This window comes from Ruegeria sp. N7 (genome assembly GCF_056531345.1).
In genome coordinates this window covers 48,493-74,615 of the sequence record NZ_JBQFLR010000002.1, presented here as the reverse complement: position 1 = coordinate 74,615, position 26,123 = coordinate 48,493, and the positions used below count along the sequence as shown (strand labels likewise).

The window sequence follows — 26,123 nt, the reverse complement described above, 5'->3', positions numbered from 1 at the left end:
GCTCATATAGACGTTTGCGGGGGGCAGGATCAAGAGAGCGGCTTGCGACGACCTCACCGCCTTGTATGGTGACGGCATGACGACAGATCAGATCATACTTTTTGCCCTTTTCATCACTGTCTTCGGGATGCTGCTTTGGGGTCGGTTTCGATACGACCTTGTGGCTTTTGCCGCGCTTATGATCGGCGTCGTGCTGGGTGTTGTGCCGGTGGGTGGCGCCTTTGCGGGCTTTGGCCACCCGGCGACCATTATCGTCGCGCTGGTGCTTGTGGTCTCTGCCGGCTTGGTCAGGTCGGGTGCGGTCTTTCTGATCACCCGCACTCTGGTTGATGCGTCACGGGGGCTGGGCGCACATATCGCCCTGATGGGCGGGATCAGTGCGATTCTGTCGGCCTTCATGAACAATGTCGCGGCGCTTGCCCTGCTGATGCCCGTGGATATTCAGACCGCGCGCAAAGCGGGTCGGCCCCCGGGTCTGTCCCTGATGCCCCTGAGCTTTGCCACCATTCTGGGGGGCATGGTCACCCTGATCGGCACCCCGCCGAATATCATCATCGCCTCGATCCGGCAGGAAACACTGGGTGAGCCGTTTCACATGTTCGATTTCGCCCCTGTTGGTGGAATTGCAGCGATTGCCGGTCTGGCATTTGTCGCGCTGATCGGATGGCGATTGATCCCCAATCGCGGCGTACAACAAGAAACATCCGAGGTGCTGGCCGAATACATTGCCGAACTGACGATCCCGCCGGGCTCTGCACATATCGGTAAACGGGTCAGCGAACTTTATGAAACGGCCGAAAAATCCGACGTGGCTATCATCGGCCTGATCCGGAATGGGAAACGGCGATATGGCCGGTCAACCCATGCCACACTGAACGATGGCGACGCGCTGGTACTGGAAGCACGCCCGGAGGCGCTGGACGAATTCCGTTCTGCGCTGAAACTGGATTTCTCGGACACACGACGGCAGGAGCTTTTGACGGCTGAAGGCGACGGGCTTGAAGTGATCGAAGTGGTCGTTCCCGAAAGCGCGCGCATAACCGGCCGTACTGCGCAGGGTATTGGACTGGCCTGGCGCCAAAGTACCGTCCTGATGGGCATCTCGCGTCAGGGTCGTCAGATCACCGAACAGGTTCGCAAGACCGAGGTTCAACCGGGAGACATCCTGCTGCTGCTTTGCCCCCGTGATCGCAGCGCCGACGTGACAGAATGGCTGGGTTGTCTGCCTCTGGCCGAGCGCGGTTTGAACGTGACGGCAAACGACAAGGCCTGGTTGGCCATCGGTCTGTTTGCCGCTGCCGTTTTCGCGGCCAGTGTCGGGTTGATTTACCTTCCAGTCGCATTGGGTCTTGTCGTCATTGCCTATGTGCTAACCAAGGTCATGCCAATCACGGAGATCTATAACCATATCGAATGGCCCGTTGTCGTGCTGCTGGGTTCGATGATCCCTCTGGGCAGCGCTTTGGAAACATCCGGCGGCACCGAGCTAATTGCCAATGCGCTGATCCAGCTGACCAACGGCCTGCCTGCATGGGCGATCCTGACCGTACTGATGGTCGTGACGATGACCTTGTCGGATGTCCTGAACAACACCGCCACCGCCATCGTCGCGGCCCCGGTGGGCATTCAGATGGCCCAAACGCTCGGGGTGTCGCCCGACCCGTTCCTGATGACCGTGGCCGTTGCGGCCTCGGCTGCGTTCCTGACGCCTATCGGTCACAAGAACAACACGCTGGTTCTGGGCCCCGGCGGCTATCATTTTGGCGACTACTGGCGCATGGGCCTGCCGCTTGAGGCTCTGATCATCGCGGTTTCCGTCCCCGCCATCCTTGTCTTTTGGCCGTTGTGACGGGTAAAGGCTGTTCATGAAACGCTTTTTGATCCTGCAACTGCGCCCGGAAACGGATGCCTCCGACGCAGAATATGCTTCGATCCTGAACCGCAGCGGGTTATCGCCCGAACGCACACACCGCATCCGTCTGGATTGCGAAGACCTGCCGGAAGGGCTGAAAGTCGCCGACTATGCGGGGGTTATTGTAGGCGGCGGACCGGGATGCGTCAGTGATGACCCCGCAACCAAATCCGCGACGGATGCGCGGATCGAAGCCGCAATCCTGGGTTTGATGCCGCAGATTACCGCGTTGGATCACCCCTTCATGGGGTGCTGCTATGGCCTTGGTATTCTGGCCGTACATCTGGATGGAGACGTCAGCAAAGCCCGGTACAGCGAGCCTGTGGGGCCGTCCAGGTGCCACCTGACCCCCGAAGGACAACAAGACCCGCTTACCGCAGAATTGGACGCCACCTTTGATGCTTTTGTTGGTCACAAAGAAGCGGTTCAAACCCTGCCCGAGGGCTGCGTTCACCTTGTTGCGTCAGACCCCTGCCCGTTCCAGATGATCCGCTGGGGCCAGAACGTCTATGCCACTCAGTTCCACCCGGAAGCCGATGCCAAAGACTTTGAACAACGCATCAACATCTACAAGAACCATGGCTACTTCCCGCCCGAAGACGCGCAGAAACTGATCGACCATTGCCATTCGGCAGAGGTTACGCAACCCGGCGAAATCCTGCGCCGTTTCGTCCAGCGATACGAGTGACCCAACGGCGCGGTTGCCTGCGCCTTGCCCCCTCGCATAGGCTGATCTGACGCAACTTTGGGAGGGGTTGTCCTTGGATTTTCTTTTGAATGTCGGCTTGCCGGTGTCGCTTGCCATTATCATGTTGTCTCTGGGCATCGGGCTGGAGGTGGCAGACTTCCGCCGTGTCCTGAGCCGGCGACGCGCCTTTGCCATCGGGGCGGCAAGCCAGATTGTTCTCTTGCCAGTCGCAGCCTTTGTGACGGTCACAATCTTTGCATTGCCCCCCGAGATCGCGGTTGGTTTCATGCTGCTCAGTTTTTGCCCGGGCGGCGTAACCAGCAACATCCTCTCCAAGCTCGCCAAAGCCGATGTCGCGCTTTCGGTCAGCCTGACCGCCGTGATCAGCCTTTTGTCGATGGTGACCGTGCCAATACTGGCCGCGTGGTCGATCAGGCACTTCATGGGCGACGAAGCCCCAGAGGTTTCGATCACCGGGCTGGCTGTTGCATTGTTTCTGATAACAACGCTGCCTGTGGCAATCGGGGTCGGAATTCGCTACTTTGCAACGGGGTTTGCAAACCGCGTAGAGCCGGGATTGTCAACGCTCGCGACCGCTTTGTTCGTGCTGATCGTTGCCGCGGCACTGGCCGGGAACTGGCAATTGTTCGTCGACAATCTTGGCATCATGGGCGCAGGCTTGATTTCTTTGAATATCGCCCTGCTGTTCATCGGGCTGGGGCTTGCGCGGATATCAAACCTGTCCTGGAATGAGTGCAAGACGATCTCGATCGAAACCGGTATTCAAAACTCCACGCTGGGCATTACACTGGCGGCGCTGATCACGAATACCGAAAGCGGGTTCAGCCCGCTGGCCCTGCCCTCGGCGGTTTATGGCATTACGATGTACGCCGTGGTTCTGCCGTTTCTTGTCTGGTTCCGCAGGCGCTGAAAGGACCGTTATGACAAACAACACTGCTGATGCGATCGTAATCGGTGCTGGTCTGGCCGGATTGGCCGCCGCAGCCGAACTGGGCGACCGAGGCAAAAAGGTAATCATACTCGATCAGGAACCGGAAACCTTTCTGGGCGGTCAGGCGTTCTGGAGCCTTGGTGGACTGTTCATGGTCGACACCCCCGAACAGCGCCGCATGGGTATACGCGACAGCCACGATCTGGCGTTGCGCGACTGGATGGGCAGCGCACAGTTTGACCGTGACGAAGACGCATGGCCCCGCAAATGGGCCGAAGCCTATATCGAGTTTGCGGCTGGCGAGATGCGTCAGTGGCTGCACGAAATGGGCCTGCGCTGGTTTCCGGTCGTTGGCTGGGCCGAACGTGGCGGGTCTTATGCGACGGGGCACGGCAACTCGGTCCCGCGCTTTCACATCACATGGGGCACCGGCCCCGGCGTTCTTGAACACTTTATCCGACGTGTCCGCGACCATGTCAGCGCCGGATTGATCCAGATGAAGTTCCGCCACCAGGTCAGCCATATCATCATGCAGAACGGAACCGCCAAAGGTGTTTCCGGAGAAATTCTGGCCGATGACACCTCCCAGCGCGGTGGCAAAACCAACCGCGATGAGGTTGGCGAGTTCGAAGTTTATGCCCCGTCGATCATCGTCACCTCCGGCGGTATTGGCGGCAATTTTGACATGGTGCGTCAAAATTGGCCCCGGGACCGTTTGGGTGAGCCTCCCAAAGACATGGTTGCAGGGGTACCCTTTCACGTTGATGGCCGCATGATCGCAATCAGCGAAAAAGCGGGGGGCCATGTCATCAATGGTGATCGGATGTGGCACTACACCGAAGGCGTGCGCAACTGGGACCCGATCTGGCCCGCCCACGGTATTCGTATCCTGCCCGGCCCAAGCTCAATGTGGTTTGACGCCAGGGGTAACCGCCTTGCTCCGCCGTGCCTGCCCGGGTTCGACACATTGGGGACACTGCGTGAGATTCTGAAAACCGGGTATGAATACAGCTGGTTTGTTCTGACCCAGAAGGTGATCAAAAAGGAATTTGCGCTGTCCGGGTCGGAACAAAACCCCGACTTCACTTCGGGCAGCTGGAAAGAAGTTATCCGCCAACGCATTCTGTCAGGTTCCAGCGCAACTGCCCCGGTTGAGGCGTTCAAGGAAAAAGGTGAGGATTTTGTTGTTGCCAACACGCTGACCGAACTGGTCAATGGCATGAACCATCTGGGCGACACTCCGATAGACGAGGCTCATCTGCGTGCCCAGATCGAAGCCCGGGATTCGCAGGTCGACAACCCCTTTTCGAAAGATGCGCAGATGATGGCAATCCTTGCCGCGCGCAATTACCGCGGAGATAAACTGATCCGCACAGCCAAACCGCATAAGTTTCTGGATCCGGCCAACGGCCCGCTGATTGCCGTCAAGCTGCATATTCTGACACGCAAATCTCTGGGTGGGTTGCAGACCAATCTGGACAGTCAGATGATTGGATCAGACGGCAATGTCGTACCGGGCCTGTTCGCTGCTGGCGAAGTCGCCGGATTCGGCGGTGGCGGCTATCACGGCTACAACGCGCTGGAAGGCACATTCCTGGGCGGCTGCATCTTTTCCGGTCGCAATGCCGGGCGTTCAAGGGCCGTCGCCTGACGCACTTTCCCTGTTACTTGCGCATCAGTTTGATCACCGGCTGTCCCTGCGCATCCAGCAGAGCCAGAGCGTTGCCCTGCATCGCGAATGTCGTGACGTTCTGCAAGGCTTGCAGGAATTGCCGCTCAACCGCGTCCAGCGGGGGCGGGCACGCCATGAGTGTTGCCGCCATGTTGTCTGGAAACGCAATGCGATTACCGGAAATCTCGGCCTGACCGCTGAACCGGTTGCAGCCGCTGCTTCCTGAAAAAACCCCATCCTGACCAAAAACAAGCTCGGGGCGTTTCTCGGATTCGACAGGCGCACCATTCAGGCCCGAGGCGGCCCATTGGGTGTTGTCCAGCGTTGCCGCCCCCTGCCCCTGGACCTGAACCAACAGAAGATCAGCGGCATTTTCTGCCCCATTCGTCAGAACGGTGTAAACGGTATCTGTGGTGAACAGCAGGTTTTGCCCCTGCATCACAGATGCCCGAACGCTATAGCGATGAGCATCCATGATCAGTGCATCGTCATAGGTCAATTTGAACTGCGCGGGCACCCCACTCAGCGCATACCGTTGCGCGGCAAGCGTGACAGCGGGAGCATCGGCCAGCGAGATATCCTGAAGCTCGACATAAAGGGTTGCGTCCGGTGGCAGTGCAATGCGCTCTCGGTATGTGGCGGTCCCTTCAACTGCACCGGCAATGGCGACACCGCTTAACGCCGCCCAAGTTGCTGCACCCGCCCATATTGCGCGACTTAATTGCTGCATAGGTCAATTCCTTTTGCAAACCCTCTTCGCAAAAGATCGTGTGCCCTTGGGTCTTTGCAAGATGTGCTTCGACAAAGTGGCAATTCTGCGCCGAAATCACAAAGGCCAGATCAATGGAATAAGCAGGGATGCCAACAATCCGACTGTCAGATTTAGCGGAACACCCACCTTCATGAAATCGGTGAACCTGTAGCCGCCAGGGCCGTAGACCATCATGTTGGTTTGGTACCCGATCGGTGTTGCAAAGGACGCCGAAGCCGCGACCATAACCGCAACCACCAACGGGCGTGGGTCCATTCCGACGGCCTGGGCCAGCCCGATGGCTATAGGCGTGACCACAACCGCAACCGCATTGTTGGAAACCAGTTCGGTCAGCACCGAGGTCAGCAGGTAGATCGCCCAGATGATCAGGAAGGGCGGCAGAGCGCTTAATCCCGGAGCTACGGCCTCGACAATCAGTGAAACCGCGCCAGAGCTGTCCAGTGACGCACCGATGGCAAGCATCGCGAAGATCAGCGCCAACAGGCGACCTTCGACAAAGGAGAACGCCTCGTCCGCGTCGATGCAGCGGGTCAGAAGAACCACGGCTACGGCCACAATCGACAACAGCAGGATCGGCGCGACACCCAGCGCTGCAAGGACGACGATCCCAACCAGCGCGCCAATTGCAATTGGCGCATGGCTGCGACGGAAGGCGCGTGCAGAAGGTTGGCTGACATCCACCATATCCATGTCCGCTGCAAGGCGCTGGATATCTGCCGGGGCGCCCTCCAGCAGTAGTGTATCCCCTACCCGAACCACCAGGTCATCCAACTGGCGACCGATATTCTGATTGCGGCGGTGAACGGCCAGAACATAGACACCATACCGGCGCCGCAACCGTAGCATTCCCAATGTCCGCCCCACCATCCGGCATCCGGGTGTGATCAGAACCTCGACTGTCTTGGTCTCGACAGCGGAAACCTGATCCACGCGCTTGAGCTCTTTGTTGGTCTGAAGGCTCAGAAGTTCGGTCATCTCGGTCCGCAGGACCACGCGGTCACCGACCTGCAATTCAACGCCCTTCAGATTGCGCCGCAGCGATTCATCGCCCCGGACCACGTCGATCAGACGCACGCCGGGACGTTTGAACAACTGAACGCCGGTCACTTCACGCCCGATCAGGTTGCTGTCGGGCGGAATGACCGCTTCGGTGAAAAACTTCATTCTGGACCGGTCGCTGAGCAGCGAGGCCATGCTGTCCCGCTCGGGCAGTAATCTGGGGGCGATGAAGCGCAGATAGATCATGCCGTAGATCACCAGTGCAATCCCCAGCGGCGTGACCTCGAATATCGAAAAGGCTTTCATCCCCTGCGCGCGGGCCACACCATCCACCAGCAGGTTGGTGGATGTTCCGATCAGTGTCAGTGTCCCGCCAAGAATGGCGGCATAGCTGAGCGGAATTAGAAGCTTTGATGCGGGTACATTCAGCGTGCGGGCGATCTGAACAAAGACCGGGATCATGACCACAACAACGGGCGTGTTAGACACAAAAGCCGAGGCCAGAACGACAAACCCCATCAGCAATCCGATGGCAATGCGCGGGTTGACCTGCGCCTGCCTTTGCGCGGTCGACGTGAAGGCGTCCAAGGCCCCGGTCCGCACCAAGGCCCCCATAATGATGAACATCGCCCCAATCGTCCAGGGCGCGGGATTGGACAAGACCGCCAGCGCGCTTTGATAGGGCAATATCCCTGTGACCAGCATCAGTGAGACACCACCGATGGCCACGACCTCGGTCGGATAAACCTCGCGCAGGAACATGACGAACATGCTCGCAACAATCAGCAGCGCCAGAATTGCGCTGCCCGTCTCTGTCAGTGGAAGGAAATTCATTCGTGGTATTCTGTCCGAACCCTGGCCCAAGCGCCTGATGACATACAGTTTCACGCATTGCGCGTGGCAGGGCAAGCCCGACGTTCGTTAATCAGGCCCGGCTTGTTCCAAACGCCCACCAACGCGCACCATGCGAACAGATTTGGCCTGACCGTCGCGATCATCCGTTTCGACGAACACTCCGCTCAGCGTGGCCTCGCCATTGGCAGGGGTAAACCGGGTCTTGGGCATCCCGGTTATGAACCGGCGCATCGGTTCCTGCTTGTCCATACCAATGACCGAGTCATAGTCGCCGCACATGCCCGCATCCGTCAGATAGCCTGTGCCGCCCGGCAGAATCTGCGAATCCGCTGTCGGTACATGGGTATGTGTGCCCACCACAAGGCTGGCGCGCTTGTCGCAATAGTGACCCATGGCCATCTTCTCGGACGTCGCCTCACAATGCATATCGACAATGATGGCTTGTGCCTGCCCGCCCCTGGGGTGCGATTTCAGGATGGGCTCTATGGCCGAGAACGGGTCGTCGAATGGCCGTTTCATAAAGACCTGCCCCAACACCTGCACCACCAGAACCTTGCGCCCTCCGGGTGCGTTGAACAGCCGGTGCCCCCGCCCCGGCGCGCCCTTGGCATAGTTCACCGGGCGCACGATGCGCTGTTCTTTCTCGATATATTGCAGCATGTCTTTCTGGTCGAACGCATGGTCGCCCAATGTCAGGCAATCTGCACCGGCATCCAGCAGCAGCTTGGCGTGATCGCCGCTCAACCCCATGCCGTTCGACGCGTTTTCGCCATTGACTACAACGAAATCCAGCCGCCATTCATCGCGCAGGCGCGGCAAATGCTGCTGAACGGCCGCGCGCCCCGCGCGCCCCATGACATCACCAAGAAACAAAATCCTCATTATCCGGGTCGTAGGGGCTGTGCTGGGCAATAACAAGGCGGAACCGTGAAATTTAAGTTGAGCCCGAACTTGAAATTGCTTGCAGGCGTGGCAAAGTCTTAGCCATGCGCTTATATCAAAAGGACATGTTGTGAAGTTATTGGCAATATTGACATTCGGCCTTGTGGTCGCTTCGGGCGTTATGGCGCAAGGCACAAAGACATCCATGCCCAATCCCGCGGCAACCTTTTGCGTCGAGAATGATGGAGTTTACCAACTTCGGAAGAACGAAGACGGAAGCGTCTTTGGTGTCTGCATCCTGAAGGAAGGCACCGAGGTGGATGCCTGGGATTACTTGCGCAGCCATTTCGAACAGTAGCAGCTAGAACGTCAGCACCCGGCTTTCCGTGACAACCATGTCCAGCGGCTGATCGGTCGGCTCCAGTGGCAGATCCTGCGCCTCTTGCGCGTCAAAAGCGAAACCGATTGCCAGTGTCGCGCGCTTGCCTCGCAATCCTTCCAGCGTGCGATCATAAAATCCACCGCCATATCCCAGACGCCCGCCGTTGGCATCAAAAGCCACCAGCGGCACGATCAGGATCTCGGGGTCGAAATAATCATCGACCTCGGGCACTCTGGCACCGAATGGGCCATCTTTCAGCGGTCCTTCTGGCGTCCAGCGCGAAAATTTCAGCGGTTTTCCAGCGGCTTGGATCACTGGAACACCAACAGGCCCATAAGCCGCAGCTTCAGCCATGGCGGATACCGGGTCGATCTCGGTCCGGATCGGCATGTAGCCTGACAAGGGCACACCGCGATAACCCGCCAGAACCTCGGACAAACGTCCGGCTGCACCGGGAACACGCGTGTCGAACGCGACCTTGCGGCGCGCAAATGCCGCTTTGCGTGCAGCTGCTTTGATTTCAGTCAGATCGGTCACAATAGCACCACACTGGCAAGCCCAAGAAAGATGAAGAACCCCATGACATCGGTTGTGGTTGTCACAAAGGTTCCTGACGCCAGCGCCGGGTCAATTCCCAGACGATCCAGCACTACCGGTACTACCGTACCTGCAAAGCCCGCGATGATCATGTTCACGACCAAGGCTGACCCAATCACGACACCCAGCCAAGGTGAACCGAACCACAGCATCCCCACGGTCCCCAGTACAATGGCAAAACAGAGCCCGTTCAACACGCCCACCAGCAGTTCCCGCCTGATAACGCGCATCACGTTTGAATTGGTCAGATCGCGCGTCGCCAGTGCGCGCACTGCAACGGTCAGCGACTGAGTACCCGCATTGCCCCCCATGGATGCAACAATCGGCATCAGGATGGCCAGCGCGACAAGCTGGTCAATTGCCGCCGCAAATTGCGAGATTACCAACGAAGCACAGATTGCCGTGCACAGGTTTACCGCCAGCCAGGGCAGTCGCCGGCGGCTGGTGGCCGCTACACTGTCGGACAGAGAGCTTTCGTCGCTCACACCGGCAAGGCGCAGGATGTCTTCTTCGTGCTCTTCATCCAGAACGACCATCGCGTCATCGATGGTGATCACACCAACCAGACGCCCATCGGCATCCACTACTGGGGCCGAGATCAGGTGATACTGGTTGAAGGCGTAAGCCACGTCCTCCTCGTCCTGATCAACGGGGATGATGTGAAACTCCTCTTCCGCCAGATCGCGCAACGGCACCTCACGACGGGACGCCATCAGCTTGCCCAATGTCACCTGCGCTGTTGGTTTCAGGCGCGGATCGACCAGAACAACATGATAGAACTGCTCGGGCAAATCATCATTGGCACGCATGAAGTCGATGGCCTGACCGACGGTCCAATGCTCGGGCGCCATGACGACCTCGCGCTGCATCAAACGACCAGCCGAATTCTCGGGATAAGCAAGCGCCTGTTGCGCCGCTAGCCGCTCGGAATCTTCGAGCGCGCCCAGAATGGCTTCCTGCTGCGGTTCCTCAAGATCTTCCAGAAGGTCAACGACGTCGTCGCTTTCCATCTCGCGCACGGCTTCCGCCAGAACCTCGGGGGTCAGGACGGAGATGATTTCCTCGCGGACCGCTTCGTCCAGTTCCGACAGGATGTCGCCGTCAAATTCCTTGTCATAAAGCCGGATCAGCCGCGCCCGGTCATAAGGATTGATCTGCTCCAGTAGGTCAGCGATATCAGCCGCGTGCAGTGGCTCCATCAGCTCAATCAGCTTGTCGCGATCATCCACATCGACGGCGTATAGGATCGCCGCCACTGTCCGGCGATCCAGTGCATACGCGTCTTCGTCGTGGGGCAGATCGTGTTCGGCTTGATCACTGCCTGTCGTCATGCGCTGCCCCCTTCTTTCGGCGATTGGCCCCTAAATAGAAGAAGCAGCTACCAGAAAACAATGACAATGCGCCGATTTACCCACTTCTTTCGTCTGCCTATGCTACAGCGCGGTCCCAAACAGGTGGAGAACAGGGCAAATGGCGCAAAAGACGCTTTTGAAAGGGCGCGTTCTGAGTTTCACAGGCTCACCCTTTGACGGAGAGCCAACCGAAGCGACCCGACTGGACGAAGCTGTCGTGATTGACAAAGGGCGCGTTGCTGATGTCGGCGCGTCTGAAGCGCTGATGCGGCGTCACCCTGATGCTGTCATCAAGGACCATGGCAATCACCTGATCATTGCGGGTTTCGTTGACCCGCATGTGCACTACCCACAGACGGCCATGATTGCCAGTTGGGGTAAGCGGTTGATCGACTGGCTGAACACCTACACCTTCCCCGAAGAGATGAAGTTTGGTGATCCTGAATACGCCTCTGAAATCGCCAACCGTTATCTGGATCTGACTGCCGCCCATGGCACAACGACGATGTGCAGTTTTTGCACCATCCACCCCGAAAGCGTGGATGCCTTTTTCACTGCCGCGCAACAACGGGGACAGCGCGTGGTCGCGGGCAAGACCTGCATGGATCGCAATGCGCCTGAAGGTCTGCGTGACACGGCCCAGACCGCCTATGACCAATCTGCCGCTCTGCTTGAGAAATGGCACCGTGTCGACCGCCTGTCCTATGCCATCACGCCCCGGTTTTCACCTACGTCCACCCCTGAACAGCTTGAGGCCATGGGCGCGCTTTGGGCGGAGCATCCCCATTGCCTGATGCAAACACACCTGAGCGAGCAGACAGACGAAATCGAGTGGGTCCGCTCCCTGTTCCCCGATGCGCGGGACTATCTGGACACTTACGAAAAGTTCGGGCTGCTGGGGCAGAACGGACTTTATGGGCATGTCATCCATCTGGAAGACCGGGAACGCGATCGTCTGCGCGAGGTTGATGCGTCATTGATCCACTGCCCCACCTCGAACACCTTCATAGGGTCGGGTCTGTTCGACATGAACGGCTTGATCCACGATGGCCACCGGATCGGTTTGGCAACGGATACCGGTGGCGGATCAAGTTTTTCAATGCTTCGCACCATGGCTGCCGCATATGAAATCGGTCAGTTGCGTGGGCGCCCCCTGCATCCGGCGCAATTGCTGTGGCTGGGTACAGTCGGGTCGGCGCGCAGCCTGCGGATGGATGATTGCATCGGCAACATTGCTCCGGGAATGGAGGCGGATCTGGTCGTGATTGATCTCGCCTCGACCCCGGCCATCGCCCAGCGCGAAGCTTGTGCAAACGATGTTTGGGAGGCAATCTTCCCGACCATCATGATGGGTGATGATCGGGCTGTGGCCGAGGTCTGGATTGGTGGGCGGCAGGCCGCTTAGGCCTGCAACCCCTTGGCAAGACTGTTTTGACGCTCAATCACGCGGGGCAGGTCAATCGTCGTGATATGCCCATCCCGCACGATCTGGCGGCCTTCGACAAACAGGTGCTTTACTTGCATCGGACCGGCCAGAAGCAGAGCTGCCGGGTCCCAGCTGCCTGCGCATTCGATACTGCGCATATCCCAGACAGCGACATCCGCGCGTTTTCCCGGCATAAGCCGCCCGCAATCGGGACGCCCCAGCACATCGGCCCCGCCGCGGGTTGCAATCTCCAATGCTTCGCGGGCCGACATCGCATCCGCCCCATTGACCACCCGTTGCAACAGCAGCGCCTGCCGGGCCTCAAGCATCAGATTACCGTTGTCATTGCTGGCCGAGCCATCAGCGCCGAGGCCTACCTTTACCCCCGCATCGCGCATCGCCCGCACCGGCGCGATGCCTGATCCCAGACGGCAGTTCGAACATGGGCAATGAGCGACACCAGTTTTGGTGCGCGAAAACAGATCAATCTCGGCCCCGTCCAGCTTGACGCAATGAGCGTGCCAGACATCCGGGCCGGTCCAACTCAGATCTTCGGCGTATTGACCGGGTCGACAGCCGAACTGAGCCTGTGAATAGGCGATATCTTCATCGTTTTCAGCCAGATGTGTATGCAACATCACGCCTTTGTCCCGTGCCAGAAGGGCTGCATCTCGCATCAGGTCCCGGCTGACGGAAAACGGTGAACACGGGGCAAGACCTACGCGGCACATCGACCCTTCTGACGGATCGTGAAATGCATCCACGACGCGGATCATGTCGTCCAGAATGGCAGTTTCTTCTTCCACCAGACTGTCCGGAGGCAGGCCGCCATCGCTTTCACCAATGCTCATCGCGCCACGTGTCGGGTGAAATCGCATCCCCAACTCGGATGCGGCAGCAATCGTGTCCTCCAGCCGCGAACCATTGGGATAGAGGTACAGGTGATCAGAACTGAGCGTACAGCCTGACAGCGCCAGCTCTGCCAAACCGATCTGGGCCGAGGTGAACATCTCGTCTGGTCCGAACTTCGCCCAAATCGGATAGAGTGTCTGAAGCCACCCGAACAGCAATGCATCCTGCCCGCCCGGCACCGCGCGGGTCAACGTTTGGTAAAGATGGTGATGGGTGTTCACTAACCCGGGTGTCACCAGACAGCCCGAAACATCGTGAACCTCGCCTTGTGTTTGCAATCCGTGCCCGATCCCCGCGATCTGGCCGTCGCGGATCAGAATGTCCGCCGCGGGGAGTTCCTGCCGGGACTCGTCCATCGTCAGGATCAGATCAGCGTTTTTGAGTAGGATTTCTGTCATGTCGCGCTCCTGCATCTGCCCGTCTCTTGCAAGGAGTGCGAAGGTCGGCGGAAAACGGGCTCAAGAACCGACCGGGTATTATGTACCCGCCATCGGGATCTGCGACAACAGGTTTCAGAACCGACGCAGGATCTGAAGTGCCTCTGCATGTATTTCTGCGTTGGCTGCGGCCAATGCTCGACCGCCCTCATGCGCCGGGCCGCCTTGCCAATCGGTCACAATTCCGCCTGCCGCCTGAATAACCGCGATAGGGGCCTGAATGTCATACGAGTTCAGCCCTGCTTCGATCACCAGATCTGCTTGCCCTGCGGCCAACAAGGCATAAGCGTAGCAGTCCATTCCATATCGGGTCAGTTGCACCTGCTCCGATACGGCCTGAAACCCGGCCCGGTCATCCGGGGTGCCGACTTCAGGAAAAGTGGTGAACAGCGTCGCCTGCGCCAGAGATTTCGTCCCCCGTGTTTGCAGCTTTCTGGTCCCCTGTGGCCCTGTAAGGTGCGCACCAGCTGTCGATCCGACAAAGCGTTCGCCAATGTAGGGCTGATCAATCACCCCCATGATCGGCCCGTCTGCTGTGCTGAGCGCGATCAGAACGCCCCAAGTTGGTGTGCCACTGATAAACCCGCGCGTGCCGTCGATGGGGTCCAGAACCCAGGTTCGGCCACTGCTGCCCTTGTGCGCACCGTATTCTTCACCCAATACGCCATCTTCAGGGCGCAATCTGGACAGCACCTCTCGCATGGCTTTTTCAGCGGCCCGATCCGCTACGGTGACGGGGTCAAACCCTTCGGTCAGCTTGTTCGCAGTTTCCAGATTGGTCTGACGGAAAAAAGGAAGAATGGCCGCGCGTGCCGCTTCGGCCATTTCTTCTGCAATTTCAATGTCGCTTAAACTCGCCGGATGCATGGCACTCTGGTGCGGGCATTACCTGACAAAGTCAAGCCGGTCTGATCAGGCGACGTCGCTGAGGACACGTGCAAGTTCAAACAGGCGGCGGCGCTGGTTTTCCGGAATTGCGTAGTAAGAGCGAACTAGATCCAGGGCTTCTTTATCGCCCATCAGATCGGCTGGAACAGATTTCTTTTCCGCGCTGCTTTTCTGGGCCTCTTCCAGACCTTCAAAGAAGAAGCTGACCGGTACGTCCAATGCCTCGGCAATGTCCCACAGGCGGGACGCGCTGATTCGGTTGGCTCCGGTCTCATATTTCTGGATTTGCTGAAACTTGATACCAACTTGCTGCGCCAATTGTTGCTGGGTCATCCCAATCAGCCAGCGGCGATGCCGAACGCGCTTGCCCACATGGACATCGACGTGATGAGTCATTGGTATTCTCCTCTACTACACACACATTTGTACGGGATCGTGCGACGTCCGAGATCGCAATACCAATAGGGGCTTCCTTAACCGCCCCCAAATCCGGACTGTGCCGTCCCCCGTTACCAGCACTGCTTGCCAATATTGCCGGTTTTGAATTTTTTTTCAAGCTGGTTGAGTCGATCCCCCCTCACAAGGGCTGTGGTTGTATGCGTCAAATGCCCTGCCCGCTGTTCGCGTGGCCCGGCTGGATATGCGACAGATTTTCAGACGTTTCAGGACGCCGCGCATAAGGAATTGACATCTCGCACAGCCCACGTGCCTATGCCCCAAGCACGTGAGGAACCAAATGAAGGCCTATTGTATTAGATCTGACGGGGCAGTTGCCCAGCTGTGCGATGTACCGAAACCCGAGCCGGGTGAGGGTCAGGTGCGGGTTGCGATCAAAGCCTGCGGGTTGAATTTCGCTGATCTGCTGATGCAGAAAGGCACGTATCAGGATACACCGCCTGCGCCGTTTACTTTGGGTATGGAAATCGCCGGTGTCGTGGATACCATCGGTCCAGGTGTGTCCACCCTGAAGCCGGGAGACCGGATCGCCGTCTATTCCGGTCAGGGCGGTCTGGCAGAATATGGCGTTTTCGACGCCGATCGCGCGATCCCGCTGCCGGACACGACCCGTTTCGAAGACGCCGCAGCGATCCAGATAGCCTATGGCACCAGTCACATGGCCCTTGACCACCGTGCCCGGCTGCAACCCGGCGAAACGCTTCTGGTCACCGGCGCAGCAGGCGGTGTTGGGCTGACCGCGGTTGAAATCGGCAAGCTCATGGGTGCCACCGTCATCGCACAGGCCCGCGGCCCTGAAAAGCTGGCCGTTGCCCGCACCGCAGGGGCCGATCACCTGATTGATGCCGCAGAGGATCTAAGGGCTCGGGTCAGATCGCTTGGCGGCGCGGATGTCGTTTATGACGCAATCGGCGGCGATGTGTTCAAGGCGGCCTTTCGCGCCACCAACCCCGAAGGCCGCCTGCTGCCCATCGGATTTGCCGGGGGAGATGTTCCGCAAATCCCCGCCAATCATCTGCTGGTCAAGAACCTGACCGTGATCGGCTTTTACATTGGCGGGTATTTGAAGTTCCGGCCGGAAGCCGTGCGCGAAAGCTTTGGCACCCTTTTCCGCTGGCACGCCGAGGGCCGTATCAATCCGCACATAAGCCACGTCTTGCCTCTTGATGAGGTCGCGCAGGGCCTGCGGTTGCTGAAAGAGCGGAAATCGACGGGCAAAATCGTGATCACCCCCTGACCGCAATCAACCCACCACGGCACGCAGTTGCGTTCCCGCAAGCAGGCGGAAGTTCTGACGCACCAACTGCGCCAGTGCTTCGACAACCGCGTCTCGACCCGGCTCGCCACCATACAGGTTGATCATATGCGCAGGCAGGTCCGGTAGCGCACCGCCGCCTTCGATCTGCTCAAGATGTGCGGCTTCGGTACCTTCCAGTGCCGCATACACTGCCAGATCAGCACTGACCGTGGCCTCGATTGTGCGGTCGTTTTCAGTTTCCACCGACAACTCCCAGGGAATACCGGCTGCATCCAGCGCGGATATCACCTGTGGTCGAAACAAGCAGCGACGTCCAAGTGCCAAAGGTAGCGGACGCTTGCGCCAGGCTGACCCGCCCGGTGCACCTATCCAGCGCAAGGGCAGCTCTGCAATGGTTTCCGCACCATCCACCGACGACGGTTCCGTGGTCAGGATCACGTCACATTCACCGCGTTGGTACATCTCTTTCAACTGCAAGGAATAAGACGACACCAGCTGAACTCTGACCCGCGGGAAATCCGCGTTAAATCGTTGCAGGACCCTTGGGATGGCCGGGTAAACTATGTCGTGAGGAACCCCCAACACCACCTCACCTTCAAAGGCCTGATCGGTCAGTTTCGAGATGACCTCATCATTCAACGCGATCATACGGCGCGCATAAGCCAGCAATTGTTCACCTGACGCGGTCAGGGCAATCGTTCTGCCACTGCGGTCCAACAGCTGAAGGCCAAGCAGCTCTTCCAGCCGTTTCAACTGCATCGAGACCGCAGATTGCGTCAGATGCAGGAAACCTGCAGCGCGCGTCACCCCACCCTGATCCGCCACAGCAACAAATGAACGCAGGGTTGTAATGTCCAGATTCCGCATCTTCACGATTCCTTATGTGTTTCATCAAAAATATTCGTTTTCAATATATGTCATACTCCCCCATATCAATCAAGGAAATTGATAAAGACGAGAGAAACCATCGTAAATACACGAAAGGACAATAAGTATGACCCAAATTGCCATTCATCGCCCTTGCAAGCCCAAAAAGCAATCGCTCGGCACTATCATCAGGCGTGCTGTTTCCCTGAAGCGTCAACGCCGCCAACTGGCACGGCTTGATGATCGCGCCCTTCAGGACATCGGCGTCTCCAGATCAGAGGCTGATGCCGAAGCCAGCCGTTTCGTCTGGGACGCGCCGGAATTCTGGCAGAAGTGATGCAAAATCAAATAGTAACTTCATGAGTGGCGGTCGGCTGATGCGGACCGTCACTTTTGTTGCGTAAATTAGTTGGTTTTCCGCGGTAAATACTTGAAACACAGCCCTGAGTTGCCGATATTTGCCTAGAACGCTTCCCGCACAGCCGGGGGGCTGAATAATTATGTAAAGGGAGACCCTTTGATGGCACAATTCGACACGATCCGGACGGCGGCCGGCGCGCGCGCTGCCGAGATTGATGAGGGCCTGCGCGCCCATATGAACAAAGTCTATGGCACTATGTCCGTAGGCATGCTCATCACATTCGCAGCAGCCTGGGCCATCGCAGGCCTGGCAACCACAAGCGATCCGTCAGCCGCAGCAGCACAGTTGAATGCCGACACCTATCTGACATCGCTGGGCTATAGCATTTACGCGTCGCCCCTGCGCTGGGTCATCATGTTTGCACCTCTGCTGTTTGTCTTCGGCTTCAGCGCCGGGATCAACCGTATGTCGGCGGCTGCCGCACAGCTGGTGTTCTACGTTTTTGCGGCGGTGATGGGCGTTTCGATCAGCTGGATCTTCCTTGTTTTCACCGGTGAGTCGGTCATTCAGGTCTTCCTGATCACCGCAATCGCGTTTGCGGGCCTGTCCCTGTATGGTTACACAACCAAGAAAGACTTGTCCGCCATGGGCACTTTCCTGATGATGGGCCTGATCGGCCTGATCGTCGCGATGGTTGTGAACATCTTTCTGGCGTCTTCGGCCGTTGCCTTTGCAATCTCGGCCATCGGTGTTCTGATCTTCGCGGGCCTGACCGCCTATGACACCCAAAATATCAAGAACACATACCTGCAAATGGCCCATAGTGGCGATCAGGAATGGCTGGGCAAGGCCGCTATCATGGGCGCGTTGAACCTGTACCTAGACTTCATCAACCTGTTCATGTTCCTGCTGCAATTCTTGGGTAACCGCGAGTAACTGCAAACCAACGTAAGGGAAAGGCCGGTCATCAGACCGGCCTTTTTTCGTTTAGAACCAACTGATGATCGCGCTTGCCCGGTACATGAATCCTGGCGGACAAGGCGACGACGTCCGCGTACCCCGCAAAGAAAAAGCCCCCGCTAGATCAGCGAGGGCTTGATACATCAGAAGGTGTAAGACTTAGCTGCAATTCAACGGTACAGCAAAGCCCGAACTACGCTCGGACGTGCCTTTGCGGAACACATCACCGGCAGGCAGACACCCGGTGAAACGCTCAGCCTCTTGCGCGAAACCAACGCCGACCGAGTTGTCGACCTTTACGCTGTTCGTCGGCGTGCGAAGGACACCATACAAGGTTCCGTTGACGCTGACGGTGCTCAGGAACAGATTCGTATCGCTGCCCTGTAGCTGCACCGCATTGTCCGGCGTCCGCCCGCCATTGTCGATAGCAACGGCTGCCACCTTGGAGGGGTCCACTTCATCAGCCAAGAGAGTAACGGTCTGAAGTTCTGCCAGCTCGGCCGGGACATTCGTTTCAGGCGGCAGAAATGCGACGGCTCCGGGAACGTCGGAAATCGTGCGGGGTTCGCCATCGATTCCGGTAAACCCAACACCTTTGCGGTTAAACGGGTCTTCACAGGCCGCCAAAGTCAGAACGGCAATTGTGGATAACAAGATTTTTTTCATGGCGGTCAACATTTTGTGGCGGTTTGCTCAAGCGTACTTGCAGGTCGGCACAAAAAGCAAGCCACAGGCCATGCGATTGCATCGGTGGCTGATGCGCTCCTGCAACGGCCCCAGGTGGGCATGCTGACATTCTTGGCAACAAACCACCGGAACTCAACACAAAAAAAGGCTCTGCCAAGCAGAGCCCTTTTGGAAAGTCCAAATGGAACGGCAAGATTACTTGATCTTGCCTTCCTTGTACTCGACATGCTTGCGAACGACCGGATCGTATTTACGAATGGTCATTTTCTCGGTCATGGTGCGTGCGTTCTTTTTGGTCACGTAGAAGTGGCCCGTGCCCGCGGTCGAGTTCAGACGGATCTTGATTGTCGTCGGCTTCGCCATGGTTATCTCCTGCGTCCGGAAAGGCAGGGGCCTTTCGGTTGAATTCCTATGAGCGTGCGCTTTTACGCGCTACGCCGTGCATGTCAAGGCCAATCGGACGATCCCGGCCTAGGAATCGGGCACAGGTTCAACCCGGTAACGTTGGCGCACCCATATAGCTGTGAATCTGGTCCCTTTCACTGTCCGAAAGACCCAGCGCAGTGGACAATTGCCGCAAATATGCGGCCTCACGATCATTGTCCAACCGTATTGCCGCCAGAGATGTCGCATAAATCTGCGTTCTGAGCGGTGCCCCAGAATCAGCTGCCAGACCCATGACGTCGACAGGTGCGTTCAGTTGTTCCTGCACGAATGCGCGTTCCTCGTCACTGATGTCATCGCCCAACTCTCCGAGGATCGTTTCTTTCTCGTGCTCGTCCAGCTCGCCGTCTGCCTTTGCCGCCTGGATCATCGCCCGCAACATGAGCTTGGCCTGAGCTTCCATGGCAGCCCCGGCTGGTGTTCCGCCAAACACCGTCTCCATCATGTCGGTGGTCTGCTGGCTGCCAGTTCTGGCCGCCCCCTGCATCGCATTCAAAAGCCCGCCAAGACCGGCGGCACCTGCGGCACCTGCGGCACTGCCACCCAGCCCCATCTTACCCATCATGTCCTGAAGGCCTGTCGCACCTCCGGGAAGGCCGAACTGTTCGGCCATTTTGCCAAGCTGATCCATACCAAGGCCGCCGCCTGCGCCTTGCATCATGTCCTGCAAGCCAGCCATTCCGCCCATTTTCTGGTATTTCTCCATCCCCTTCGCAGCCGCGAAACCAACTGCAACGGACGCAAGTGTCTTCATAAAGCTCATGACAATCCTCCCGGTTTTTCAAAATACGCCCCAGTTCTATCAAAGGAATGCAAAGGCGAATACCACGTTCAACCCCCACGGGATTCCGGACTGAATTTCCAAGCCGATGAGGACCAAAAGACAGTGAGTAAGTTTGTACATATCACGATATCGTGATAGGTTTGCCGCAACTGATACGTCCAAGAGGCCAACTTCAGGCTCGACGACCAAGGCAGTGTGAACAGGTAATGCCCGCGCGGAGCAGTGTTGTTTTACGCAGCTTTTCTTGGGGGGCTATCATGACAGAATGGGTTATTCAGGGCGAAGAACTGGCCAATTGTAATTGCAATTTCGGCTGTCCCTGCCAATTCAGCGTTCTTCCATCACACGGAAATTGCGAGGCTGTTGTCGTTTTCGACATCGAAAGCGGGCATTATGGCGATACTGATCTGGCCGGTTTGCGGGCAGCAGGTGTTTATCACTGGCCGGGACCGATCCACGAAGGCAATGGTCAGATGCAACTGATCATTGACGAAAGTGCTACAGCCGAACAGCGCGCAGCATTGCAGGCCATCATGACCGGCGAAGACACCGATGAAATGGCGACCATGTGGTACGTTTACAGTGCGATGGCCCCGACGAAATATGATACGCTTTTTGTCCCAATCGAATTGAACTGGAACCGCGATGATCGTAGCGGCTACGCCAATGTTCCGGGGGTCTTCGACGTCGAGGTCAGCCCGATTCCACATATCGTATCGGGCGCCGCGCACAGGGCATCGATCCAGTTGCCGAACGGCTTTGAGTACCGCCACGCAGAGGCTGCCTCGGGGTCGGCCAAAACAACGGGCGGCGAAATCAGCCTTACCTTTGATGCCACGCACGCCCATCTCGCACATCTGAACCTCTCGGGTCACGGTGTTCAGGGCGCGTAGCCGGAGACTCTTTCATGACCAGACAGAGTGCGACAGCCCCTGCCGGGGCGATTGAGCGGCTGTTGAAGCAGGACAATGCAATCGTGTTGGGCAGCGTCCTTCTGATCATTCTTGCTGCCACCTGGTACACAGTTGCCGGCGTCGGGATGAAAATGTCTGCGGTCGAAATGACCCGCATGGCAGGGCCGGTTGGGGAGCCCATGCAGATGGGTTCCGCAACCGCCTGGAGCTTCGGTTACACTCTGCTCATCTTCCTGATGTGGTGGATCATGATGATTGCCATGATGACCCCAAGTGCCGCGCCAGCCGTGCTTTTGTTTGCAGCGACAAAGCGCATGGGCCCTGAGAAAGACCGCGCCGCAACGTTCAGCCTGTGTTTCCTGTTGGGCTATCTGGTGACCTGGGGTGCGTTCAGCCTGACTGCAACGGCATTGCAGTGGGGACTGGAACATATCGGGCTGTCGAGCGGGCCGATGATGACAATCCGCTCTGGCCCCTTCGCGGGAAGTGTTCTGCTGGCTGCCGGGTTCTATCAGTTTTCAAGTTTGAAGAATGCGTGCCTTCGTTACTGCCAAAGCCCCGCAAGGTTTCTGGCCGGTCACAACCGGCCCGGACCCTTCGGCGCGCTCAGAACCGGAGCCCTGCACGGCACGTATTGCCTGGGATGCTGCTGGGCGTTGATGCTGCTGCTGTTCGTCGGAGGGATCATGAACCTCTACTGGATCGTTGGCATTGCCGCCTATGTCGCGCTGGAAAAGCTTCTGCCGACAGCCCGGTGGCTGGCGCCGGTGTCAGGTGTGGCGCTTATCGGAGCAGGTCTTTGGCACATCGCGGCACCGTTGATCTCCGGTATCTGACGCAAGACGGCCCCCGGGGCGGCTGACTGAAAGGCCCTGTGATTTCTCGTTAAAAAGGAGGTACCAATGCCTGTTTTCATTACCTACGCAACTTATTCGCACGCTGGTGTCAAAGGCATGCTGCAAAAGCCCGAGAACCGTACCGGCCCAGTGAAAGCATTGCTGGAGAAAGTCGGCGGTCGACTGCTATCCTTCTACATGACAACCGGCAGCAACGACGTGGTCGTGATCAGCGAAGCGCCGGACGGAACAGATGCTGTGGCGGTCGGCATGGCGGTCGCGGCATCGGGTGCGGTCACGAACATAGAAACGGTTCGGGCCTGGACTGCGGACGAGTTCGTTTCGGTCACTGAGAAAGCCGCAAGATTGGCGGGGACCTACACGCCGCCCGGAGGATAAGTAGATACGCGCGGAGGGCCTGTAAGCCGGATCTTGTTCCGGGGTTGCCCCCTTCGATGACCATTCCTCTAGGCCGTGCATTGCTGCACGGCTCAAGCTGCCAACCCGGTCCCTCTCGGCCAAGACGCGCTTAGCGGCGGTATCGGCTTGCGCCGACCGGCCCGCGCGGGGACCCTATTTGGCATTGCTCCCGGTGGGGCTTGCCGTGCCGCCACTGTTGCCAGCGGCGCGGTGGGCTCTTACCCCACCGTTTCACCCTTACCCGCGGCCGAGGCTCTGGGCGGTCTGATTTCTGTGGCGCTTTCCGTCGGGTTGCCCCGCCCGGGCGTTACCCGGCACCGTTGTCTTGTGGAGTCCGGACTTTCCTCTCGGGCATACGCCCCAGCGGCCATCCGGCCCTCCGCGCCCGGGCTGGGTAAGCTTTGCGGTCTGCGGCGTCAAGAGCTGACAGACCCGAGAAGGGGCCAGCCCCTTCTTGGCCTGCGGCCAATTCAACCCCGGGATATTTTTGGCCAGATGAAGAGCGGATCAGGTTGTTGTGTCCGACGGGGTGACCGCATTCATATCCGCCATGTCCAGCGGACCTTTCGCCCAGGGGCGAAATCGCAACCGGACAGCGGCCAGCAGTTTTGCATCGTCCACGGGGGCGGTGAAACCTGCCATCCGAGCAGAGGCGCGAAATGCTTCTGCATCGGGTGACATCGGATCAACTCCTGTGCCGCGCGGTTTGGCCAGCGCTTGCTTTTCGAGCCTGTTCCAGTCGAAGCGCGGCCCAGGATCGCATTTACGGCCGGGCGCCATATCGGAATGCCCAATGACCCCGGACGACGCAATGGACCAGCGGGTCATGATCAGGGGCAACAACTGTTCCAGCACCGCCATTTGCGGCTGCGAGAACGGATGTTTGCCGGTGTTATCCAGTTCAATCCCAACCGAGCGCGAGTTGATGTCGTCCTTGCCGTCCCATTCCCCTGCGCCGGCATGCCAGGCGCGATCTTCTTCACGCACCATTTGCCACAGGGTGCCATCACCCCCGATCAGGTAATGAGCCGAAACTTCGGAAGCCGGGTCGCATAGGCGATCCAGAGCCGCCTGCGCACCGTCCATGGCCGTATAGTGGATCACGATCAAGGATGGCACCATCCCGCCCCGGCGCTTGCCGAAATTCGGAGACGGATGCCAGATCGGCGTTAAGGCGTCAGTTGTTAACGGCACTGCGGAACGGGCTGGGGTCCCAGCCACAGGCATAGCCGTCGCCATCCGGGTCCAGACCCTTGCGGTCACGTTGCGGACCGCCATTGGACAGGAATTCGATCTGAGCCTGATCCGGTGACGGGAATTGCGCGCAGTTCCGCTGTGACTTGGCTTGCAGGTTGAAACCGGAACGGCTGTAGAGTTGTGTGCCCACCGGATTGGAGGTGCTCAGCGCATATTGTACGATATTCGGTTGGCCGCTCGCCGTGCGCTCAGGCACGGCGGTTGGAGCGACGACTTTGTAGGTCTGGCGGTTTTGCTCAATCCGGGCGGCATCGGATTGGATGCTGCGCCTCTCGGACACGGCTGCGAAGTCCTGCTCGTCAGAGATTGCGCTGCTGTTGGAGCCGGAAGACGGCGACGCGGAGACCGAGGATTGCCCGGACGTGCTGGCCAACGCTGCGGCGGTCTGGTTGGCGATGTCCGCATTCTCACCTGTTGCAAAGGTCGATGATCCCGGTGTGCCCAGTGGTTGCTGGGAAACATCGACCGGAGCCAGCAGCGGATTGACCGCCCCGCCCTGGCCCGCCAATTGAGCCTCGCGCTGCGCCTGATATTCAGGCGTGTTGAAACCCGTGCTGGTCAACGGCGCGACATTGGTGCAGGCCGCAGCCAGTGTCAGGGCCGGGACCAAAAGCAAAACACGCATTGTTTGGCTCCGTCTTCAGTAATTCACTTGCCCGAAGGCTTACCACCATTTGCCGGGCTTGGCCACAAAACCGGCTGCGGTTTCCAGCGCATAAGCGGTGTTGAGCAAGTCACCTTCTTCCCACGGGCGCCCGATCAGCTGCAACCCCAAGGGAAGACCTTGTGCATCCAGCCCTGCGGGGACCGAGATACCGGGCAAGCCAGCGAGGTTCACGGTAACCGTAAAGACGTCGTTCAAATACATTTGAACAGGGTCCGCCTCGGTCATTTCCCCCAGACCGAAAGCCGCCGAAGGGGTTGCCGGTGTCAGAATGGCATCGATGCCTGCGGCGAACACGTCTTCGAAGTCTTTCTTGATCAGGGTCCGGACCCGGCGCGCGCGATTGTAATAGGCGTCATAGAAACCTGCGGACAGCACATATGTGCCGACCATCACGCGGCGCTGCACCTCGGGGCCAAAACCTTCGGCGCGGGTCTTTTCGTACATCTCGGTGATGCCATCGCCCTGCGCGAGCTGTGCACGGCGACCATAGCGAACACCGTCATAGCGGGCGAGGTTCGAAGATGCCTCGGCCGGGGCAATCACGTAATAGGCGGGCAGCGCGTATTTGGTGTGCGGAAGCGAGATATCGACAATCTCGGCCCCCGCGGCTTTCAGCATCGCAGCGCCATCGGCCCAGAGTTTTTCGATCTCGGCGGGCATACCCTCCATACGGTACTCTTTCGGGATACCGATCTTCTTGCCCTTGATGTCACCGGTCAGCATGGCCTCGAAATTTGGGACCGCCAGTTCGGCACTGGTCGAATCCTTGGGGTCATGCCCGCACATGGTTTCCAGCATGATCGCTGCATCACGCACGTTCTTGGTCATTGGTCCTGCCTGATCCAGCGAGGACGCAAAGGCGACGATACCCCACCGCGAGCAACGACCATAGGTGGGTTTGATGCCCGTGATGCCAACGAAGGCCGCAGGCTGGCGGATCGAGCCTCCGGTGTCGGTACCTGTCGCAGCCAGGCACAAATCAGCAGCCACGGCAGACGCAGACCCGCCAGACGAGCCGCCCGGTGTCAGTTGCGCATCATCGTTGCCACGGCGCCACGGGCTGACCGCATTGCCATAGGTCGATGTTTCATTGGACGATCCCATGGCGAATTCGTCCATGTTCAGTTTTCCCAGCATCACCGCGCCTGCGTCGGCCAGTTGCTGAGAAACGGTGGATTCGTATTCCGGCTTGAACCCTTCCAGGATTTTCGACGCCGCCTGCGACGGCACACCCTTGGTGCAAAACAGATCCTTGATGCCGATCGGCAGGCCACACATCGACGGTGCGTCGCCACGCTGGATCCGCTCATCCGCAGCCTTGGCGCGCTCCATTGCAAGTTCGGGTGTCTTGTGGACAAAGGCGTTCAGCGCATCTGCCTCGTCAATGGCTTTCAGGCAGGCGTCGGTCAGCTCGACAGAAGTGACGTCACCTGAGCGCAGCGCATCGCGCGCCTCGGCCAGACCCAGTTTGTTCAGCTCGCTCATG

27 protein-coding genes and 1 other RNA gene are annotated in these 26,123 nt (G+C 58.5%); 12 read left to right on the top strand and 16 right to left on the bottom strand.

Translation table 11 applies throughout. The annotated features are described in order from the left end of the window. Positions 1–76: 76 nt before the first annotated feature. From ACR0ES_RS04960 to ACR0ES_RS04945, 4 genes are all read left to right on the top strand, one after another. Positions 77–1,849, top strand: a complete 1,773-nt coding sequence (locus tag ACR0ES_RS04960) for an SLC13 family permease (protein ID WP_480869751.1) — start codon at positions 77–79, stop codon at positions 1,847–1,849. Positions 1,850–1,865: 16 nt separating this feature from the next. Then, a complete protein-coding gene (locus ACR0ES_RS04955; protein WP_480773157.1) occupies positions 1,866–2,600 on the top strand; it encodes a glutamine amidotransferase in 735 nt (244 codons plus the stop codon). Between the two features lie 73 nt (positions 2,601–2,673). Then, a complete protein-coding gene (locus ACR0ES_RS04950; protein WP_480773156.1) occupies positions 2,674–3,531 on the top strand; it encodes a bile acid:sodium symporter family protein in 858 nt (285 codons plus the stop codon). 10 nt (positions 3,532–3,541) lie between these two features. Then, complete coding sequence (locus tag ACR0ES_RS04945; protein ID WP_480869749.1) at positions 3,542–5,203, top strand: FAD-binding dehydrogenase; 1,662 nt, start codon at positions 3,542–3,544, stop codon at positions 5,201–5,203. Positions 5,204–5,216: 13 nt separating this feature from the next. Here the strand turns inward: ACR0ES_RS04945 and ACR0ES_RS04940 are convergent, their stop codons facing one another. The 3 genes from ACR0ES_RS04940 to ACR0ES_RS04930 all read right to left on the bottom strand — a co-directional run bounded on the left by ACR0ES_RS04940 (position 5,217) and on the right by ACR0ES_RS04930 (position 8,732). Further along, the gene (locus ACR0ES_RS04940; protein ID WP_480869748.1) at positions 5,217–5,954 is read right to left on the bottom strand and encodes a YbaY family lipoprotein; all 738 of its coding nucleotides are present in this window, start codon (positions 5,952–5,954) and stop codon (positions 5,217–5,219) included. A 96-nt stretch (positions 5,955–6,050) separates the two neighbouring features. Further along, a complete protein-coding gene (locus ACR0ES_RS04935) occupies positions 6,051–7,829 on the bottom strand; it encodes an SLC13 family permease (RefSeq protein WP_480773154.1) in 1,779 nt (592 codons plus the stop codon). Between the two features lie 87 nt (positions 7,830–7,916). After that, positions 7,917–8,732, bottom strand: coding sequence for a TIGR00282 family metallophosphoesterase (locus ACR0ES_RS04930; RefSeq protein ID WP_209504607.1), 816 nt, complete (start codon positions 8,730–8,732; stop codon positions 7,917–7,919). A gap of 130 nt (positions 8,733–8,862) precedes the next feature. On the opposite strand from ACR0ES_RS04930, the gene ACR0ES_RS04925 reads away from it, so the two are divergent. Then, on the top strand, positions 8,863–9,090 hold the full coding sequence (locus tag ACR0ES_RS04925; protein WP_480869746.1) for a putative hemolysin: 228 nt from the start codon (positions 8,863–8,865) through the stop codon (positions 9,088–9,090). 3 nt (positions 9,091–9,093) lie between these two features. Here the strand turns inward: ACR0ES_RS04925 and ACR0ES_RS04920 are convergent, their stop codons facing one another. Continuing rightward, positions 9,094–9,651 carry a 5-formyltetrahydrofolate cyclo-ligase gene (locus tag ACR0ES_RS04920; RefSeq protein WP_480582870.1) on the bottom strand — a complete coding sequence of 186 codons (558 nt, stop codon included), beginning with the start codon at positions 9,649–9,651 and terminating at the stop codon, positions 9,094–9,096. After that, positions 9,648–11,042 (bottom strand): magnesium transporter, encoded by a 1,395-nt coding sequence (gene mgtE, locus ACR0ES_RS04915; protein WP_480869744.1) that lies wholly within the window; start codon positions 11,040–11,042, stop codon positions 9,648–9,650. Before mgtE ends, ACR0ES_RS04920 begins: the two co-directional genes overlap by 4 nt. A 139-nt stretch (positions 11,043–11,181) precedes the next feature. On the opposite strand from mgtE, the gene guaD reads away from it, so the two are divergent. Continuing rightward, on the top strand, positions 11,182–12,468 hold the full coding sequence (gene guaD / locus ACR0ES_RS04910) for a guanine deaminase (protein WP_480773152.1): 1,287 nt from the start codon (positions 11,182–11,184) through the stop codon (positions 12,466–12,468). On the opposite strand, the gene ACR0ES_RS04905 is transcribed toward guaD, so the two are convergent. From ACR0ES_RS04905 to ACR0ES_RS04895, 3 genes are all read right to left on the bottom strand, one after another. Next, positions 12,465–13,799: an 8-oxoguanine deaminase gene (locus ACR0ES_RS04905; protein ID WP_480869742.1), complete on the bottom strand. Its 1,335-nt coding sequence runs from the start codon at positions 13,797–13,799 to the stop codon at positions 12,465–12,467. The two genes, guaD and ACR0ES_RS04905, sit on opposite strands and share 4 nt — an antisense overlap. Positions 13,800–13,913: 114 nt before the next feature. Beyond that, complete coding sequence (gene hisN / locus ACR0ES_RS04900; RefSeq protein ID WP_480773150.1) at positions 13,914–14,705, bottom strand: histidinol-phosphatase; 792 nt, start codon at positions 14,703–14,705, stop codon at positions 13,914–13,916. Between the two features lie 45 nt (positions 14,706–14,750). Then, positions 14,751–15,122 carry a helix-turn-helix domain-containing protein gene (locus ACR0ES_RS04895; protein ID WP_267365354.1) on the bottom strand — a complete coding sequence of 124 codons (372 nt, stop codon included), beginning with the start codon at positions 15,120–15,122 and terminating at the stop codon, positions 14,751–14,753. Positions 15,123–15,462: 340 nt separating this feature from the next. On the opposite strand from ACR0ES_RS04895, the gene ACR0ES_RS04890 reads away from it, so the two are divergent. Beyond that, entirely contained in the window at positions 15,463–16,419 is a 957-nt protein-coding gene (locus tag ACR0ES_RS04890) for an NADPH:quinone oxidoreductase family protein (RefSeq protein WP_480773149.1), read from the top strand. A 6-nt stretch (positions 16,420–16,425) separates the two neighbouring features. Here the strand turns inward: ACR0ES_RS04890 and ACR0ES_RS04885 are convergent, their stop codons facing one another. Beyond that, entirely contained in the window at positions 16,426–17,307 is an 882-nt protein-coding gene (locus tag ACR0ES_RS04885) for a LysR family transcriptional regulator (RefSeq protein ID WP_209597892.1), read from the bottom strand. Positions 17,308–17,434: 127 nt separating this feature from the next. Between ACR0ES_RS04885 and ACR0ES_RS04880 the strand changes: the two genes are divergently transcribed. Both ACR0ES_RS04880 and ACR0ES_RS04875 read left to right on the top strand, forming a co-directional pair. Beyond that, the gene (locus tag ACR0ES_RS04880) at positions 17,435–17,644 is read left to right on the top strand and encodes a DUF1127 domain-containing protein (RefSeq protein WP_480773148.1); all 210 of its coding nucleotides are present in this window, start codon (positions 17,435–17,437) and stop codon (positions 17,642–17,644) included. A gap of 183 nt (positions 17,645–17,827) precedes the next feature. Beyond that, the gene (locus ACR0ES_RS04875; protein ID WP_209504618.1) at positions 17,828–18,604 is read left to right on the top strand and encodes a Bax inhibitor-1/YccA family protein; all 777 of its coding nucleotides are present in this window, start codon (positions 17,828–17,830) and stop codon (positions 18,602–18,604) included. A 183-nt stretch (positions 18,605–18,787) separates the two neighbouring features. Here the strand turns inward: ACR0ES_RS04875 and ACR0ES_RS04870 are convergent, their stop codons facing one another. The 3 genes from ACR0ES_RS04870 to ACR0ES_RS04860 form a co-directional block, all read right to left on the bottom strand. Beyond that, entirely contained in the window at positions 18,788–19,294 is a 507-nt protein-coding gene (locus ACR0ES_RS04870; RefSeq protein ID WP_480486391.1) for a hypothetical protein, read from the bottom strand. A gap of 216 nt (positions 19,295–19,510) precedes the next feature. After that, positions 19,511–19,678 (bottom strand): 50S ribosomal protein L33, encoded by a 168-nt coding sequence (rpmG, locus tag ACR0ES_RS04865; RefSeq protein WP_037309480.1) that lies wholly within the window; start codon positions 19,676–19,678, stop codon positions 19,511–19,513. Positions 19,679–19,805: 127 nt separating this feature from the next. Continuing rightward, a complete protein-coding gene (locus tag ACR0ES_RS04860; protein ID WP_480486393.1) occupies positions 19,806–20,522 on the bottom strand; it encodes a DUF533 domain-containing protein in 717 nt (238 codons plus the stop codon). A gap of 278 nt (positions 20,523–20,800) precedes the next feature. Here ACR0ES_RS04860 and ACR0ES_RS04855 point away from each other — a divergent pair, with 278 nt between their 5' ends. The 3 genes from ACR0ES_RS04855 (at position 20,801) to ACR0ES_RS04845 (ending at position 22,692) form a co-directional block, all read left to right on the top strand. Continuing rightward, positions 20,801–21,436 carry a DUF1326 domain-containing protein gene (locus ACR0ES_RS04855; protein ID WP_480773147.1) on the top strand — a complete coding sequence of 212 codons (636 nt, stop codon included), beginning with the start codon at positions 20,801–20,803 and terminating at the stop codon, positions 21,434–21,436. A gap of 14 nt (positions 21,437–21,450) precedes the next feature. Next, on the top strand, positions 21,451–22,293 hold the full coding sequence (locus ACR0ES_RS04850; protein ID WP_480773146.1) for a DUF2182 domain-containing protein: 843 nt from the start codon (positions 21,451–21,453) through the stop codon (positions 22,291–22,293). 66 nt (positions 22,294–22,359) lie between these two features. Continuing rightward, entirely contained in the window at positions 22,360–22,692 is a 333-nt protein-coding gene (locus ACR0ES_RS04845) for a GYD domain-containing protein (protein WP_480869740.1), read from the top strand. A gap of 6 nt (positions 22,693–22,698) precedes the next feature. On the opposite strand, the gene rnpB is transcribed toward ACR0ES_RS04845, so the two are convergent. The 4 genes from rnpB to gatA all read right to left on the bottom strand — a co-directional run bounded on the left by rnpB (position 22,699) and on the right by gatA (position 26,122). Beyond that, an RNA gene (gene rnpB / locus ACR0ES_RS04840) (RNase P RNA component class A) lies at positions 22,699–23,096 on the bottom strand. Between the two features lie 124 nt (positions 23,097–23,220). Then, complete coding sequence (locus ACR0ES_RS04835) at positions 23,221–23,940, bottom strand: N-acetylmuramoyl-L-alanine amidase (RefSeq protein WP_480492639.1); 720 nt, start codon at positions 23,938–23,940, stop codon at positions 23,221–23,223. After that, positions 23,891–24,595 (bottom strand): hypothetical protein, encoded by a 705-nt coding sequence (locus tag ACR0ES_RS04830; protein WP_480486396.1) that lies wholly within the window; start codon positions 24,593–24,595, stop codon positions 23,891–23,893. The genes ACR0ES_RS04835 and ACR0ES_RS04830 overlap by 50 nt, the downstream gene beginning before the upstream one ends. Before the next feature lie 39 nt (positions 24,596–24,634). After that, a complete protein-coding gene (gene gatA, locus ACR0ES_RS04825) occupies positions 24,635–26,122 on the bottom strand; it encodes an Asp-tRNA(Asn)/Glu-tRNA(Gln) amidotransferase subunit GatA (protein WP_480773145.1) in 1,488 nt (495 codons plus the stop codon). Position 26,123: the final 1 nt, after the last annotated feature.

Excerpts from the sequence above, each read along its gene's own strand:
- ACR0ES_RS04940 (WP_480869748.1), bottom strand. The coding sequence starts at position 5,954 with ATGCAGCAATTAAGTCGCGCAATATGGGCGGGTGCAGCAACTTGGGCG.
- gatA (WP_480773145.1), bottom strand. The coding sequence starts at position 26,122 with ATGAGCGAGCTGAACAAACTGGGTCTGGCCGAGGCGCGCGATGCGCTG.
- ACR0ES_RS04935 (WP_480773154.1), bottom strand. The coding sequence starts at position 7,829 with ATGAATTTCCTTCCACTGACAGAGACGGGCAGCGCAATTCTGGCGCTG.
- ACR0ES_RS04885 (WP_209597892.1), bottom strand. The coding sequence starts at position 17,307 with ATGCGGAATCTGGACATTACAACCCTGCGTTCATTTGTTGCTGTGGCG.
- ACR0ES_RS04855 (WP_480773147.1), top strand. The coding sequence starts at position 20,801 with ATGACAGAATGGGTTATTCAGGGCGAAGAACTGGCCAATTGTAATTGC.
- guaD (WP_480773152.1), top strand. The coding sequence starts at position 11,182 with ATGGCGCAAAAGACGCTTTTGAAAGGGCGCGTTCTGAGTTTCACAGGC.
- ACR0ES_RS04860 (WP_480486393.1), bottom strand. The coding sequence starts at position 20,522 with ATGAGCTTTATGAAGACACTTGCGTCCGTTGCAGTTGGTTTCGCGGCT.
- mgtE (WP_480869744.1), bottom strand. The coding sequence starts at position 11,042 with ATGACGACAGGCAGTGATCAAGCCGAACACGATCTGCCCCACGACGAA.
- ACR0ES_RS04830 (WP_480486396.1), bottom strand. The coding sequence starts at position 24,595 with ATGCGTGTTTTGCTTTTGGTCCCGGCCCTGACACTGGCTGCGGCCTGC.
- ACR0ES_RS04870 (WP_480486391.1), bottom strand. The coding sequence starts at position 19,294 with ATGAAAAAAATCTTGTTATCCACAATTGCCGTTCTGACTTTGGCGGCC.
- ACR0ES_RS04850 (WP_480773146.1), top strand. The coding sequence starts at position 21,451 with ATGACCAGACAGAGTGCGACAGCCCCTGCCGGGGCGATTGAGCGGCTG.
- rpmG (WP_037309480.1), bottom strand. The coding sequence starts at position 19,678 with ATGGCGAAGCCGACGACAATCAAGATCCGTCTGAACTCGACCGCGGGC.
- ACR0ES_RS04845 (WP_480869740.1), top strand. The coding sequence starts at position 22,360 with ATGCCTGTTTTCATTACCTACGCAACTTATTCGCACGCTGGTGTCAAA.
- ACR0ES_RS04875 (WP_209504618.1), top strand. The coding sequence starts at position 17,828 with ATGGCACAATTCGACACGATCCGGACGGCGGCCGGCGCGCGCGCTGCC.
- ACR0ES_RS04960 (WP_480869751.1), top strand. The coding sequence starts at position 77 with ATGACGACAGATCAGATCATACTTTTTGCCCTTTTCATCACTGTCTTC.
- ACR0ES_RS04905 (WP_480869742.1), bottom strand. The coding sequence starts at position 13,799 with ATGACAGAAATCCTACTCAAAAACGCTGATCTGATCCTGACGATGGAC.
- ACR0ES_RS04930 (WP_209504607.1), bottom strand. The coding sequence starts at position 8,732 with ATGAGGATTTTGTTTCTTGGTGATGTCATGGGGCGCGCGGGGCGCGCG.
- ACR0ES_RS04890 (WP_480773149.1), top strand. The coding sequence starts at position 15,463 with ATGAAGGCCTATTGTATTAGATCTGACGGGGCAGTTGCCCAGCTGTGC.
- ACR0ES_RS04945 (WP_480869749.1), top strand. The coding sequence starts at position 3,542 with ATGACAAACAACACTGCTGATGCGATCGTAATCGGTGCTGGTCTGGCC.
- ACR0ES_RS04895 (WP_267365354.1), bottom strand. The coding sequence starts at position 15,122 with ATGACTCATCACGTCGATGTCCATGTGGGCAAGCGCGTTCGGCATCGC.
- ACR0ES_RS04955 (WP_480773157.1), top strand. The coding sequence starts at position 1,866 with ATGAAACGCTTTTTGATCCTGCAACTGCGCCCGGAAACGGATGCCTCC.
- hisN (WP_480773150.1), bottom strand. The coding sequence starts at position 14,705 with ATGCATCCGGCGAGTTTAAGCGACATTGAAATTGCAGAAGAAATGGCC.
- ACR0ES_RS04835 (WP_480492639.1), bottom strand. The coding sequence starts at position 23,940 with ATGCCTGTGGCTGGGACCCCAGCCCGTTCCGCAGTGCCGTTAACAACT.
- ACR0ES_RS04880 (WP_480773148.1), top strand. The coding sequence starts at position 17,435 with ATGACCCAAATTGCCATTCATCGCCCTTGCAAGCCCAAAAAGCAATCG.